Source organism: Polaromonas sp. P1_H6, from assembly GCF_056405195.1.
Genome location: NZ_JBFUCN010000001.1, coordinates 307,282 through 320,386, shown reverse-complemented (window position 1 = coordinate 320,386; position 13,105 = coordinate 307,282). Strand labels below are relative to the sequence as shown.

At 66.6% G+C, this 13,105-nt stretch carries 16 protein-coding genes; 6 read left to right on the top strand and 10 right to left on the bottom strand.

The genetic code is table 11. The features are described 5' to 3' along the window. Window positions 1–10: 10 nt before the first annotated feature. Window positions 11–787 carry a MipA/OmpV family protein gene (locus tag AC1D1F_RS01540; protein WP_477675282.1) on the bottom strand — a complete coding sequence of 259 codons (777 nt, stop codon included), beginning with the start codon at window positions 785–787 and terminating at the stop codon, window positions 11–13. Window positions 788–893: 106 nt separating this feature from the next. Next, window positions 894–2,153, bottom strand: coding sequence for an MFS transporter (locus AC1D1F_RS01535; RefSeq protein WP_477675283.1), 1,260 nt, complete (start codon window positions 2,151–2,153; stop codon window positions 894–896). A gap of 48 nt (window positions 2,154–2,201) precedes the next feature. Here AC1D1F_RS01535 and AC1D1F_RS01530 point away from each other — a divergent pair, with 48 nt between their 5' ends. Then, window positions 2,202–3,074 (top strand): AraC family transcriptional regulator, encoded by an 873-nt coding sequence (locus AC1D1F_RS01530; RefSeq protein WP_477696290.1) that lies wholly within the window; start codon window positions 2,202–2,204, stop codon window positions 3,072–3,074. Between the two features lie 9 nt (window positions 3,075–3,083). On the opposite strand, the gene AC1D1F_RS01525 is transcribed toward AC1D1F_RS01530, so the two are convergent. From AC1D1F_RS01525 to AC1D1F_RS01510, 4 genes are all read right to left on the bottom strand, one after another. Further along, window positions 3,084–3,662: a hypothetical protein gene (locus AC1D1F_RS01525; RefSeq protein WP_477675285.1), complete on the bottom strand. Its 579-nt coding sequence runs from the start codon at window positions 3,660–3,662 to the stop codon at window positions 3,084–3,086. A gap of 38 nt (window positions 3,663–3,700) precedes the next feature. Continuing rightward, complete coding sequence (locus AC1D1F_RS01520; RefSeq protein ID WP_477675286.1) at window positions 3,701–4,447, bottom strand: hypothetical protein; 747 nt, start codon at window positions 4,445–4,447, stop codon at window positions 3,701–3,703. A gap of 109 nt (window positions 4,448–4,556) precedes the next feature. Continuing rightward, the gene (locus AC1D1F_RS01515; protein WP_477700635.1) at window positions 4,557–5,111 is read right to left on the bottom strand and encodes an RNA polymerase sigma factor; all 555 of its coding nucleotides are present in this window, start codon (window positions 5,109–5,111) and stop codon (window positions 4,557–4,559) included. Further along, entirely contained in the window at window positions 5,108–5,326 is a 219-nt protein-coding gene (locus AC1D1F_RS01510) for a YgaP-like transmembrane domain (RefSeq protein ID WP_477675288.1), read from the bottom strand. Before AC1D1F_RS01510 ends, AC1D1F_RS01515 begins: the two co-directional genes overlap by 4 nt. A 141-nt stretch (window positions 5,327–5,467) precedes the next feature. On the opposite strand from AC1D1F_RS01510, the gene AC1D1F_RS01505 reads away from it, so the two are divergent. Beyond that, complete coding sequence (locus AC1D1F_RS01505; RefSeq protein ID WP_477675289.1) at window positions 5,468–6,352, top strand: CAP domain-containing protein; 885 nt, start codon at window positions 5,468–5,470, stop codon at window positions 6,350–6,352. Window positions 6,353–6,359: 7 nt separating this feature from the next. Here the strand turns inward: AC1D1F_RS01505 and AC1D1F_RS01500 are convergent, their stop codons facing one another. Continuing rightward, entirely contained in the window at window positions 6,360–7,805 is a 1,446-nt protein-coding gene (locus AC1D1F_RS01500) for a coniferyl aldehyde dehydrogenase (RefSeq protein WP_477675290.1), read from the bottom strand. 156 nt (window positions 7,806–7,961) lie between these two features. Between AC1D1F_RS01500 and AC1D1F_RS01495 the strand changes: the two genes are divergently transcribed. From AC1D1F_RS01495 to AC1D1F_RS01485, 3 genes are all read left to right on the top strand, one after another. Then, complete coding sequence (locus tag AC1D1F_RS01495) at window positions 7,962–8,906, top strand: DnaJ C-terminal domain-containing protein (protein WP_477696287.1); 945 nt, start codon at window positions 7,962–7,964, stop codon at window positions 8,904–8,906. A 29-nt stretch (window positions 8,907–8,935) separates the two neighbouring features. After that, window positions 8,936–10,036, top strand: a complete 1,101-nt coding sequence (locus AC1D1F_RS01490; protein ID WP_477675292.1) for a DNA alkylation repair protein — start codon at window positions 8,936–8,938, stop codon at window positions 10,034–10,036. 119 nt (window positions 10,037–10,155) lie between these two features. Then, complete coding sequence (locus tag AC1D1F_RS01485) at window positions 10,156–10,653, top strand: CreA family protein (protein ID WP_477675293.1); 498 nt, start codon at window positions 10,156–10,158, stop codon at window positions 10,651–10,653. Window positions 10,654–10,656: 3 nt separating this feature from the next. On the opposite strand, the gene AC1D1F_RS01480 is transcribed toward AC1D1F_RS01485, so the two are convergent. Further along, entirely contained in the window at window positions 10,657–10,962 is a 306-nt protein-coding gene (locus AC1D1F_RS01480) for a plasmid stabilization protein (protein ID WP_477654687.1), read from the bottom strand. Between the two features lie 225 nt (window positions 10,963–11,187). Between AC1D1F_RS01480 and AC1D1F_RS01475 the strand changes: the two genes are divergently transcribed. After that, window positions 11,188–11,901 (top strand): YebC/PmpR family DNA-binding transcriptional regulator, encoded by a 714-nt coding sequence (locus AC1D1F_RS01475; protein ID WP_477675294.1) that lies wholly within the window; start codon window positions 11,188–11,190, stop codon window positions 11,899–11,901. On the opposite strand, the gene AC1D1F_RS01470 is transcribed toward AC1D1F_RS01475, so the two are convergent. Together AC1D1F_RS01470 and AC1D1F_RS01465 are read right to left on the bottom strand one after the other, a co-directional pair. Then, window positions 11,898–12,242 carry a hypothetical protein gene (locus tag AC1D1F_RS01470; protein WP_477675295.1) on the bottom strand — a complete coding sequence of 115 codons (345 nt, stop codon included), beginning with the start codon at window positions 12,240–12,242 and terminating at the stop codon, window positions 11,898–11,900. The genes AC1D1F_RS01475 and AC1D1F_RS01470 overlap by 4 nt on opposite strands. Next, entirely contained in the window at window positions 12,242–13,084 is an 843-nt protein-coding gene (locus AC1D1F_RS01465; protein ID WP_477675296.1) for a hypothetical protein, read from the bottom strand. Before AC1D1F_RS01465 ends, AC1D1F_RS01470 begins: the two co-directional genes overlap by 1 nt. Between the last annotated feature and the right edge of the window lie 21 nt (window positions 13,085–13,105).

Genomic DNA, 13,105 nt, shown 5'->3' with positions numbered 1-13,105 from the left:
CGTAAGCGGTTTATCGGAAACGGTAGGACACCGCGATAAAACCCGTGTCCTGCGTGCGGCGGCTGACCAACGGGCTGTTGCGCACCGACGAATCCAGCCACTTGCGGCGCACTTGCATGGTCAGCGTCCACGGCTCACCCAGCGGCACGTCCACACCCAACCCCAGCACAGGGGACGTCGAAGCGCCCGCGTTGTACACCGAGAAGCCGCTGGCAGCCGACTCCGCCGCGCTGACGCCGTAGAGGTAGTTGTTGTATTTGGCGTTGCTGTATTCCAGCCCCACCTGCGGAAAGAAGGACCAGCTCCCGAGCTTGAACTCCGCCGCGTAGGTGGCCTCCAGCAATGTGCCGTGCGATTTGTTGGCGTCGACAAAGGCGTTCAGGAACAGGGCTCCGTAAGGCGTTTCCTGGAAGGTGCCTATGCCCAGCGGGATCGGTGTCTTGCGGTCTTTCAGGCCCGACAGCGCGGCAGTGTCGGCGCGCCAGCCGTCCTGGCTGACACGGCCGGCGAACTCCAGGTAGCCGTAGCCGAATTTCACGGTCTTCAGGCTCAGGGTGTCCACGCGCACGGCGAGGCGGCCGTAGTCAAAAAAACCGTAGGGCAGCAAACGGGTCTCGTTGCCCTTGCTGCGGATCACGCTTTGTGTGCCGTAGACGGCGCCGCCGACGTCGCCGCTCAGTTCGTACTTCAGCGGCGCGATCTGCGCGCCGGCCAGCACGGGCAGCAGGCACACGGCACCCAGCAGGGCACGGGGTAAAAAGGCCGTCGCATACCGGGTGTGGCTCATGAAAATCAGTATAGGGCTGGCCCCCTGTTCAAGCCATCGGAGCGCGCAAGTTCACCCAAAAACCGTTGCTACCGCGCACACGGGCCGCGGCCTGCCCCTGGGTTTTCTAGACGGCCGTGGGCATCTGCCCCGCGGCCGGCAGCGCGGTGCGGCGAACGCGGCGCACATTGAAGGCGCTGGCGATCAGCACGGCCTGCATCAGCGCCAGGCCCAGCAGCACACCACGGTACTGGCCGTGGTCCATCATCGCGCCGAAAACCAGCGGCGACACGGCCTGACCGATGTCCAGGCCCGCATACACCACGCCGTAAACCCGGCCCGAAGCGTTTTCAGGCGTCGAGCGCTTGACCAACAGGTCGCGCGAAGGCCCGGCAATACCCGAGGCAAAACCCATGACGCCGAACAGCACGGGCACCACCCATGCCGGGTAGCTGCCCAGGGCCAGCAGCAGCGCGAACACGGCCGCCACGCCAAAGCCTATGCCCACGATGCGCTCGCAACGCGCCGGGTCGGACGCGAGAAAGCCGCCGAACACCATGCCGCCGGCGCTGCACACCATGTAGATCGTCAGGCACATGGCGACCAGCGGCAGGGGCACCTCATGCAGGTGGCGCGCAGCTTCCGGCGCGAAAGCCTGCACCACGCTGAGCACGATGGCGTACCAGAAGAAGAAAGCAAAACACATCCAGACCGCGGGGATCTTCAGGAAACCCAGCGAACTGTCGACGGCCGGCACACCCTTGGCCGGGGCCGTCACGGCCAGCGTGAGCTTGTCGCGGTTAAAGACCAGCACCGCCAGCACGACAAAGGCCAGCACACCCGCGCAGGCCAAGGCCACGCGCCAGGAAAACGCGAAGGTCAGCGGCACCAGCATGGCCGGGGCCAGCGCCCAGCCCAGGCTGCCGGTGATGCCGTGCACGCTGTAGGCATGGCCCAGGCGCGGCGCACTGACCTTGCGGTTGAGCAGCGTGTAGTCGACCGGGTGGAAGACGCCGTTGCCGATGCCGGCCATCACGGCAAAGCCGGCCATCATCCAGTAGCTGGTGCTGATGGAATAACCGAAAGCCGCCAGGCCCAGCAGGGTCAGGCCGCCGAACAGGATGGGGCGCGGGCCGAAGCGGTCGACCACAAAACCCGAGAGCGCCTGCACCGCGCACGAAACGACGAAAAAAATCGTCATCAGGAAACCGAGTTCGGCGTAGCTGACGTTGAAGGCTTCCTTGAGCCAGGGAAACAGCGGCGCCAGCAGCAGCTGGCTGAAATGGCTGATCAGGTGGGCCGTGCCGACCAGGCCGATCACACTGGCGTCCTGCTTGAGGGAAATCGCGTTGCCGGCGGGCGCGGCCGCGGTGCTTGAAGTATTCATGGCGCTATCGTAGTATTGGCCCTGCCTGCTGAAATGCGACAAATAGCCATGATTCATCGAATTTCAGACAAAACCACCCGAGTGGTCATTGACCATGCACGTAGCCCCGGCCTTCGCCTCATGCCGGTGGGCGACACCGACAGCTTCACCCCCAGCCCCAGGCGGCCGGTGCGCGTGCGCGCCCGCTCCATGCCGGCCGACACCCACTTCGAACCGCATTCCCACGACTGGGCGCAACTGGCTTATTGCGCCACCGGCGTCGTGCAGGTCACGGCCGAAAGCGACAGCGCCGGCGGCGAAATCACCTACATCGTGCCGCCCTCGCGCGCGGTGTGGATCGCGCCCGGCGCGCAGCACCACATCACCGTGCTGGAGGCCGCCGAGTTCCGCACCCTCTATATCGATGCCAGCGCGACGCCCAAGGGCTGGAGCGGCTGCCGCGTGCTGGTGGTGTCGCCGCTGCTGCGCGAATCCATCAGCGCACTGGACGCCGCTTCGCCCGAACGCCCCTTGGCCCCGTCGCGCGAACAACTGCTGAACGGCCTGGTGCTGGACGAGCTCACGCATGCCGACATCCAGGCGCTGGGCGTGCCCATGCCGCACCCGCAAACCGGCGACAAGCGGCTGCGTGCCCTGTGCGAAGCCGTGCTGCGCGCGCCGGCGCAGCGCGCCACACTGGCCGAATGGGCGGCGGACATCGGCGCCAGCGAACGCACCGTGGCCAGGCTGTTCCGCGACGAGCTGGGCTTGAGCTACCAGCAGTGGCGCCAGCAGGCCATCCTGGCCCACGCCCTGCCCCTGCTCACACGCGGGCAATCGGTCAGCGCCGTGGCGGCGGCCAGCGGTTATGCCAGCGACAGCGCCTTCACCGCGATGTTCAAGGCGGCCATGGGGCAGCCGCCCAGCCATTTCCAGAAATAAACCGCTGGATTAAAGGTCACGGGCCGCCTGCCACAGCGCCTGTTTGCCGACGGTCGCGTACCAGGCCCGGAAGCGCTTGCGCTGGCTTTCAAAAGGCTCGGTTAGCGGCTCCCGCGGGTCCTGGCTCAGCGCATAGGCCATGCCTTCCACGAACCACTGCGGCTTGAACAGGAGGCGCAAGGTGCCTAAGCGCTCGGCCTGCGCACAGTGAATCAATTCATGGCGCACAAAATAAGACTCCCAGGCGCGCGGGCCTATCACCGTGCCCCAGGTACCCAGGGTGACCGCCGCGCGCGCACCAAGGCCGAATGCGTCGGCGCAGGCCTGCGACGCGCAAAAGATGACGCGGGGTTTGCCTTTGAAGGGGCCCAGCAGCTCCGGCACAAAAGCCATGCCCTCGGCGTAGAGGCCGGCGGCCTGCACCAGCCGGGAGGCGTCGTCGACGCAGACCGAAGCGTTCAGGCAGTGCAGGCCCATCAGCCCCGGCGCAACCACCCGCACAGGCTTGACCGCGAACCAGGTGACCAAGGGAACAACCACCAGCATCAGCAGCAGGCGGGCTTTTAGGGAGGGGCGGGCCAGGCGCATGCGATGGAGGTCAGCAATGGCGCCCGGGGTTGCCGCTGTCAGCGGCCCTCAAACGCGGCATTCAAGCGCCGCAGCAAAGGTTTGTTGAGCTCGCGGGTGTGCCTGTTCCAGCGCTCCATGGAGCGCTGCAGTTCGACCTGCAGGCGCGCGCTGGTGGCGGTGTCGCCGCTTGTCGCGGCCCAGATGGCGTATTCGGCGCGGCTTTCAAAGCTGCCGAAACGCTCCACGGCGGATTCAAACTCCGCCCTGGCGTCGCCGCTCCTGCCGGCGCCCGCGTAGGCTTGGGCCAGCAGCAACGAGATTTGCTCCGCCCGGAAGGCGGGATCGGTTTTGCGGATGAACTCCAGGTGGGTGACGGCCTCGGCGTAGCGCTCGCAGGCGAAATAGGCACGCGATGCGCCCAGCCTGATTTCCAGGTCGGACGCGAACGGCCCCTTGAGGCAGGCGTCGTAACTTTGGGCGGCTTCCAGGGGCTTGCCGGCCTCCAGTAGCGCGGCGGCCAGGCGCATCTGGTTCTGGGCGGTCGGCGTGTAGTCGAAGGCGGCGTACGCTTCCTTGAGCTCTCGCGTCGGATTGAGCGTCTTCGCGGCGGCGGCCACCACCTTGCGCGCGCCGCGCTCAAGCCGCGAGTCCGGCAGGTAGATCGCCAGGAAATAGACGATGCTGCCCAGCAGGGGGAAAGAGAACAGGATGATCAGCCAGTAGAGCTGCTGGCCGCTGCGCAGGGCGTGGACGGCAAAAAATACCGCCACAAAAAAATGAAGTCCCAATCCGACAAAAGGCATGGCTCACCCCTCCAGGTTATTTTGGGGGCCATTCTAAGGGGGTGCCAAGACAGCCGCCCCCTGCTTTCGACCGCCGGTGTGGGTTCCGGGGACGACCGGTAGCCGGTGGTTATGACAGGCCGTCGATGCCGCCATCCTTGTGCCAGTAGCCGCTGGCCATCAGGCGCTCCCGCACCATGGCACGCGCGCGGTGCAGGCGGCTCTTGACCGCGTCCACGCCCAGGCCGAGGTGCTGGGCCACCTCGGGCGCCGTGAGTTCATCGACGTCGCGCAGGATCAGCACCTCGCGGTAGGCCTCGGGCAAGGCGGCGATGGCCCGGCTCAGGTCCAGCCGCAGGTCCAGCGGCAGCGCCGGCGCGGCGACAGCTTCCACGTCGGCGCCCTCCTGGGCCCGTGCGGCACCGCGGCCGCGGAACAGGCGAAAGCATTCGCGCTCGACGATGCGAAACAGCCAGACCGCGAAAGTCGCGGCGGTTCGCAGCGCGCCTATCTTGCGGTAGAGCTGCCATAGCGCGGCCTGCACCGCGTCTTCGGCATCCTCGGCCGAAGAACAGGTCCGGCGCGCGAAACGCTTGAGGTCCGGCTGGCACTGTGTGAGCAGTTGGGCGATGGCCTGGGCGTCTCCGCCGCGGGCGGCGTCGACCAGTTGGGGACTGGCCTTCACGGCTTGCCTTTGGCCACAGGCTTGCGACCGACGAGCGCGCAGGCCGGGCAGAACCCGATCATGCCCGTCAGCCCCATGACCAGCGCGCTGCCCAGCGCCAAGGCCACGGGCCAGCCGGCCGGTAGCCATAGCAGGCCGGCGCAGGCCAGCAGCAGCGCGCTGCCCAGGCGAAAAGCCCGTTCCCAGGCGGGAAGATTGCGTTGCAGGAAAAACATCAGGAACTCCTTGTTGGTGGTGGATGCTGACAAAGAGGCCTGCCGGCGTCGAAAGGGTTCATATCTTTTCAAAAAAATATCTTACCGGCCCTGCCTCGGCCCCCGCGCCGGTCCGGTCGTACCGCTGGCTATCATGCAGCCATGCGAACTTCCAGCATGGCGACAAAAGCACGGGGCGCGTGCGCGCGTGCGGCGCTGGCGATCCTGCTGGCCGCCGCCAGCCTGGCGCAGGCGCAGCCGGCGGCACAAGACCATGCCCCGCTGCTGCGCGCGCTCAATGCGCTGCGCCAGCAGGGCTGCGGAAAAGGCGCCCGCCCGGCTGCCCCGCTGCGTGAAGATGCCGCGCTGTCGCGCGCCGCAGCGCTGGTCGCGGGCGGCCGCAAGCTCGATGACGCGCTCAAAGCCAGCGGCTACCGCGCCCAGCGCACCGTGCAGATCACGGTGCGGGGCGCCACCGGGGCCGCGGCACTGACGCAAAAGGCGCTGGGCAGCTCATGCGGCGCGGCCATGCGCAGCGAGTTTCTGGAGGCCGGCTTTTACCAGCGCGGCGCACAAACCTGGGTGGTGTTGGCCGAGCCCTTTGCGCCGCCCGCCGCGGCGCAGGCCGACCAGGTGCAGGCGCGGGTGCTGGCGCTGGTCAACGAGGCGCGTTCCCGGCCGCAGCGCTGCGGCAACCAGGCTTTCGCCGCGGCGCCGCCGCTGCGGCTCAACCCCGCGCTGTACGGCCTGGCCAGCGCCCATGCCGCCGACATGGCGCGTTACGACTACTTCAGCCACACCGGCCGCGACGGCAGCACGGTGGACAGCCGGGCTACGCGTGCCGGTTACCGCTGGCGCGCCATCGGCGAGAACATCGCCGCCGGCCAGGTGGATGCCGACGCGGCCGTGCGCGGCTGGATCAACAGCCCCGGCCATTGCGCCAACATCATGTCGCCCGCTTTCAGGGAGATGGGCGCGGCCTTTGTGGTGAACACCCAGAGCAGCCTGGGAATTTACTGGACGCAGGTGTTTGGGGCCGCGCCTTAGGCAAAGCTCAAAGCAATCGCTTGAGCAAGCCCATCACCTGCTCAAACCGCTTCCCATAAGGCGGATAGAACAAATCCCCGCGCGCCCATTTGGACTGAACCATCACCGGCTTTTGCTGCGTGAGCCGCAGGAAACCGGTCTCACCGTGGTAGGCGCCCCAGCCGCTTTCGCCGACGCCGCCGAAGGGCAGGTTTTCGTGGGCGATGTGCATCAGCGTGTCGTTCACGGTGACGCCGCCGCTCACGGTGCGTGCCAGCACATGGTCGCGCGAACCGGTGTCGGTGCCGAACCAGTAGAGCGCCAGCGGCCGCGGCCTGGCGTTGACGTAGCGGATCGCTTCGTCGATCGACGCATAAGGAATCACCGGCAGGATGGGGCCGAAGATTTCCTCGCCGAGCAGCTTCGAGGTGGCGGGGACATCAAAGGCCAGCACCGGCGCCATCTGCCGGGATGCCGCGCCCACACCGGCCATACCAGGATGTGCGGGTTGGACAGTCTGCAGCCGCGCGCCCTCGCCTTCGGCCTGCGCCAGCAGCGCCTGCAGTCGCTCCAGGTGTCGCGGGCTGATGATGGCCGCGTAGTCGGGGTTGCCGGTGATGGTGGGAAACAGCGTTGCCACGGCGCGGGCAAAAGCCTCGCCGAAAGCCGTTTCGCTGCCCTGCGGCAACAGCACGTAATCGGGCGCGATGCAGGTCTGGCCGGCGTTGAGCAGCTTGCCGTGCGCGATCTTGATGGCGGCCTTGTCGATGTCGCAGGAGGCATCGATGATGCACGGCGACTTGCCGCCCAGCTCGAGCGTGGTCGGCGTGAGGTTGGCGGCGGCGGCCTCGGCCACCTTGCGGCCCACGGCGGTGGAGCCGGTGAAGAACAGGTGGTCGAACGGCAGGCCGGCGAATTCGGCGGCCAGTTGGCCGTCGCCCTGCACCACGCAGAGTTCGTCGGGCGCAAAGGACTGTCCAATCAGCGCGGCCAGCAGGGCCGAGGTGCGCGGCGTGAGTTCGCTGGGCTTGAGCATCACGCGGTTGCCCGCGGCCAGGGCGGTGATGACCGGGCCCAGCGAGAGTTGCACCGGGTAGTTCCAGGGCGAGACCACACCCACCACGCCCAGCGGCTGGCGCTGCAGGAAGGCGCGCGAAGGCTGCAGATACAGCGGTGTGCGCACCTTGACGGGTTTCATCCACTTCGGCAGGTTCTTGAGCGTGCTGGACAGCAGCGAGCGCAGCACAAAGATGTCGGCGATTTCGGTGAGTTGCGGCGAGCGCACGCCGAAGTCGGCGTTGACGGCCTGCGCCAGTTCGGCGCCGTGTTCGTCCAGCAAGGCGCGTATGCGCAACAGGCGGTCGCGGCGCAGCGCCAGCGGTACTTCGACCTGCGCGCGGCTGGCCTGGTGCTGGGCGTCAAACAGGGTGCGCAGGCCGGCACTTTCAGGGGAGAGGGATGGGCTGGAGGTCATCGCTGGATGATAGGGACCGCCACAACCGCCCGGTAGAGGCGCAACTCCAGCGGCGCTGCGGGTTGACCCTGAGGCGGTCGCCCCCATTTACAAGCCTGGTGCAACTGACCTGGTGGCCGGAGCCGCCGGGCCAACCATCCCCGAGGAAGGTTTTTCATGGAATACAAGGACTATTACAAGGCCATGGGCGTGGCGCGCGACGCCACACCCGACGAAATCAAAAAAGCCCACCGCAAGCTGGCACGTAAATACCACCCCGACGTCAGCAAGGAAAAGAACGCCGAGGTGCGCTTCAAGGAGATTTCCGAAGCCTATGAGGTGCTGCGCGACCCTGAAAAGCGCGCGGCTTACGACAGGCTGGGCGCGAACTGGCAGGCCGGCCAGGAATTCCGGCCGCCGCCGGGGTGGCAGGCGCGTGAGGAAGCCGACGGCCAAGCGTTCTTTGGCGAGGCCGGGGGCTTCGATCACAGCGACTTCTTTGACGCCATCTTTCGCAGCATGGGTGCCGACATGGGCGGCAGTATGGGCCGTGCCCGCGGCGGTTTCGACATGGCCGGCGAGGACCAGCACGCGAAGATACAGATCGCCATCGAGGACTCGTACCAGGGCGCCACGCGCACGCTGCAGCTCAGCGAGCCGGGCAGGCGCGGCCAGCCCCGCAGCATCGAATTCACCATTCCCAAGGGCATACGCGCCGGCCAGCACATCCGCCTGGCCGGACAGGGTGCGCCGGGGGCCGGCAAGGGCGGCGCCGGCGACCTCTACCTGGACGTGGAATTCCTGCCGCACAAGCTCTATCGCGCCGACGGCCGCGACGTCTACATGAACCTGCCCGTGGCCCCCTGGGAGGCCGCCCTGGGCGCGCAGGTCGAGGCGGCCACGCCGACGGGCCGGGTCGAGCTCACCATCCCGGCGGGTTCTTCGCCGGGAAACAAGCTCAGGCTCAAGGGCCGGGGCCTGCCGGGCAAGCCGGCGGGCGACTTCTACTTTGTGCTGCAACTGGCGCTGCCGCCCGCCGGCAGCAAGGTGGCCAAAAAGGCTTACGAGGACATGGCCGAGGCCTTCAAGGCGTTTGACCCGCGCGCCGCTCTGGAAGCCTGAAAAACCCTGCGGTGGCAGAATCGGGCGCCATGTCCGACAACGCCGCTCCCGCCCTCAAAAACATCTTCGATCCCGCGCGCTATCGCCACATCGCGGCGGAAACCGCTGCGGTCTATCCGCGTTTTGACGGCAAGAAGTTTCTCGCGCTGGCGCTGCCCGGGCTGGACGAGCTCTCGCTGATGCAGCGCCTGCGGCGTACCAGCGAATGCCTGCACGCCACGCTGCCCGCCGACTACAAAAAAGCCATCGCCATCCTGCGCAAGCTGGCGCCGCGCATCAACAGCGGGTTTGTCACCCTGGTGCTGCCGGACTATGTGGGCCTTTATGGACGCGACGACTTTGACACGTCCATGGAGGCGCTGAGGTTTTTCACCGCTTTCGGCAGCTCTGAATACGCCATCCGCGAGTTCATCCGCCAGGACCCGGCGCGCACGCTGGCCGTGATGAAAACCTGGGCCACGGACGAGAGCGAACACGTGCGGCGCCTGGCCAGCGAAGGCAGCCGCCCTCGCCTGCCCTGGTCTTTCAGGCTTGATGCGCTGATGGCCGACCCGGAACTTGCCGCGCCCATCCTGGAAGCGCTCAAGGCCGACAGCAGCCTCTACGTGCGCAAGTCGGTGGCCAACCACCTCAACGACATCACAAAGCTGCATCCCGAGTGGGTGCTCAAGCGCCTCAAAAGCTGGCCGCTGGACAACCCGCACACCGCGTGGATCGCGCGCCACGCGCTGCGCACCTTGATCAAGCAGGGCGACAGGCAGGCCCTGGGCGTGATTGGCGCCGGTAAAAAGGCGGCGGCCAGCATCAGCGGCTTTTCCGTGAGCCCGAAAAAACTCAGCCTGGGTGAACGGCTGGAGCTGTCGTTCACGCTGCAGTCCACCTCGCGCCAGAGCCAGCGCCTGGTGGTGGACTACACCATCCACTACGTCAAAAAGGCCGGCAGCAGCTCGGCCAAGGTCTTCAAGCTCAAGGAACTGAATCTGGGCACGGGCGAAAGCGTGCGGCTGTCACGCAGCCAGGTGGTGCGCGACTTCACGACGCGTGTGCACCATGCCGGCCGGCATGAGGTAGACATCATGGTCAACGGCGAGCGCCTGGCGAGCGGTTTTTTTGAGCTTTTGAAGCCCTGAGCTGACATTTGCTTGCCCTTCTTGCACCGAGGCGGCTCGCGCGGCGCGTGGGTTTTGTACATTAGAAACCCGGGCCGCGAGAGCCCACGGCATCCAACACATACCAAGAGGGATATTCCATGACCACCCGACACCTTCTGCGCCCCGCGTTCGGCGCGCTCAGCCTGCTCCTGCTCATCTCCGCCTGCGGCGGTGCCGGCGGGGAGGAAATCGGCGCCGTCGACACCGTGTTCAAGTTCATAGGCCCAGACCACAAGATCGTGGTCGATGCCTACGACGATCCCAAGGTCGCAGGTGTGACCTGCTATGTGTCGCGCGCCAAGACCGGCGGCATCAAGGGCGCTTTCGGCCTGGCCGAGGACAAGGCCGAAGCCTCCATCGCCTGCCGGCAGACCGGCGTCATCAGCTTTGGCGCCAAGCCTATGGACAAGCAGGAAGAAATGTTCAGCGAGCGTATTTCGCTGGTCTTCAAGAGACTGCGGGTGGTGCGCATGATAGACACCAAACGCAACACGCTGGTCTACCTGACCTACTCGGACCGGGTCATAGAAGGCTCGCCGCAAAACAGCGTCACGGCCGTTCCGGTGCCGGCCGGCACCGTGATCCCGGTCAAGTAAGACTTACTTCGAAGCGTTGCGCTTGCGGGTGGCCGCGGCCTTTTTGGCAGACGCCGAACGCTCGGCCGCGGTGCGCGAAGCCGCCGCCGCGCCGCCCAGGCGCCCACCCTTGCGTGAAGGCGCGTGGTTTTCCGCCTTGCCGCGGCCCGAGCCGGACTTTTTGCCGCCGCCGGTTTCCTTGTTCACCGTGGCCCAGGCGCGCCGCTCGGCTTCTTCCTTGCCGACGCCGCGGTCCTCATAGCCTTCCTCGATGTGCTCGGCTTTGCGCTTTTGCTTGTCGGAGTAGGAGGATTTGTCACCTCTTGGCATGTCGGCTCCTTTCGTGTTGACAGGTGTCCAAAATTAGCGCCGCTCCACTCCTGCTGTAGCGGGAAGGCGCTGATGTTCGCGTCGGCGCCGTCCTACCGTTGCGGCCGCACCGTATGGGTGTATAACCGGGGACCCCGGTCCTGCGGCGCGTGCTCCGTGCCATGCCGCAGCACCCCCCGAATACAGCAGGCGCGTCAAGCGCGGCAACAGCAAGGAAGAACAGACATGGGCGCGCAGTGGAAAGCAAAAGGCAAGGAACTGGCCGCGAACGCCAGGGGCCGGGTATTCGGCAAACTGGCCAAGGAAATCATGGTCGCGGCGCGCAACGGCGCGGACCCGGCCTCGAACGCACGGCTGCGGCTGGTGGTGGAGCAGGCCCGCAAGGTCTCCATGCCCAAAGATACCTTGGAGCGCGCCATCAAAAAGGGCGCCGGCCTCACGGGTGATGCCGTCCATTTCGAGCATGTGATCTACGAGGGCTTCGCGCCGCACCGCGTTCCCCTGATGGTCGAATGCCTGACAGACAACCTGAACCGCGCGGCCTCGGAAATCCGCGTGCTGTTCCGCAAGGGGCATCTGGGCACTTCGGGCTCGGTCTCCTGGGACTTCGACCATGTGGGCATGATCGAAGCCGAGCCCTTGGCGGCCGGCGCCGATCCCGAACTGGCCGCGATTGAAGCCGGCGCCCAGGATTTCGAGCCAGGCCACGAAGAAGGCACAACCATGTTCCTGACCGACCACGCCGACCTGGACATCGTCAGCCGCGCCCTGCCCGCACAGGGCTTTACCGTGCTGTCGGCCAAGCTCGGCTACAAGGCCAAAAACCCCGTCAGCCCGTCCACCCTGAGTGCCGCGGAACTCGAAGAAGTCGAGGCCTTCCTGGCCGCCATCGATGCGAACGATGACGTGCAGAACATCTTTGTGGGCCTGGGCGACTAGGAAGCAGGACCCGCCTCGTAGCGGGGCCGTATCCGGGTTTTCTGCACGATGCCGGACGGCGTAAACAGGATCACAAACTCGGCGCCCGGTGTTTCGCTTTTGGGCGGCTTCTCCCGGTAAGCCCAGACCTCGTAGCCGCTGTCGAACCTGACCACGGTGGCGAGGCCCAGCGCGGCGGCCACGTCGGCTTTGGTACTGGTTCCGGGGATCACCATCCCCTGCGCACCCTGCATCGACAGGCTGGCATCCCGAAAAGGCGGCCGGGTTTCCTCGACGCCGCCCGGGCCCGCGCAGCCCGCCAGCACCAGGCCGGCACACAAAATGAGCCTGCACGCCAGCATCACCCGCCCTCCATGTAGTCAAACTCGACCAGGGTGTCGTCGGGCCAGCTGCGGTCGCCCAGCGGCAGGAAGTAAGTGCGGTCCACCAGCACCTCGCAGTCGCAATCGGGCAGGTCCCTGTCGAGCTTGGGGTCGTCGCTCGCGGCGGCGTAAAGCATGGCCAGGGGCAGGATTTCGCGGCGCTCGCCGGCCTTCAGCGTGACGCTGAACAACGGGCGCTCCGAAAAGAACAGGTAGAGCGGAGCCGGCTTGTCGCAGTAAGCCGGCGTGTCGAACACGGCGCCGGCGATCCGGTCCACAACACCACCGCTGCGCGAGACCAGCCCGGCCTCCATGCCCACCCTGCACTCCAGCCGCAGGTCGCCCAGGCGCCGGGTATTGGGCGGCAGGCCCGGCGTGCGGATCTCGGTGCGCCAGGTCATGCTCTGGGCCTTGCGATTGGGAATGACCTGCGCATCTTCCGAGAAAGCCTTGGGGTCACGCGGCAGGCTGAAGGTATGGTCGGGCGCGATGGCCAGGGGAAAGGCGACGGTGCTGCCTATGACCTCCATGTCAATCGAGTTCATGTCGGTCTCGCGCCGCCGCGGCAGCAGCTTGAAGCGCAGCGAGGCATTTGGTGCGAGGTTTTTTTCGCGCTCGAACAACTCCATACCCCGGATCATCTTTCGGTAAGACTTCTCGACCGGGTCGCGATTGGCCTTGGCGCTGATGGTCACCGGGGCCAGGGTGCGCGTGCCTGGCTCCTTGCTGCCCGGATCTTGTGCCGCGACCGGCGCGCCAATGGCGAGGCTTGCCGCCAGGCAGGCGGTGCGCAGCGCGGCGCGGGCAAGGCGGTTGGGCATGACAGTTCCGGTGGGGCAGAA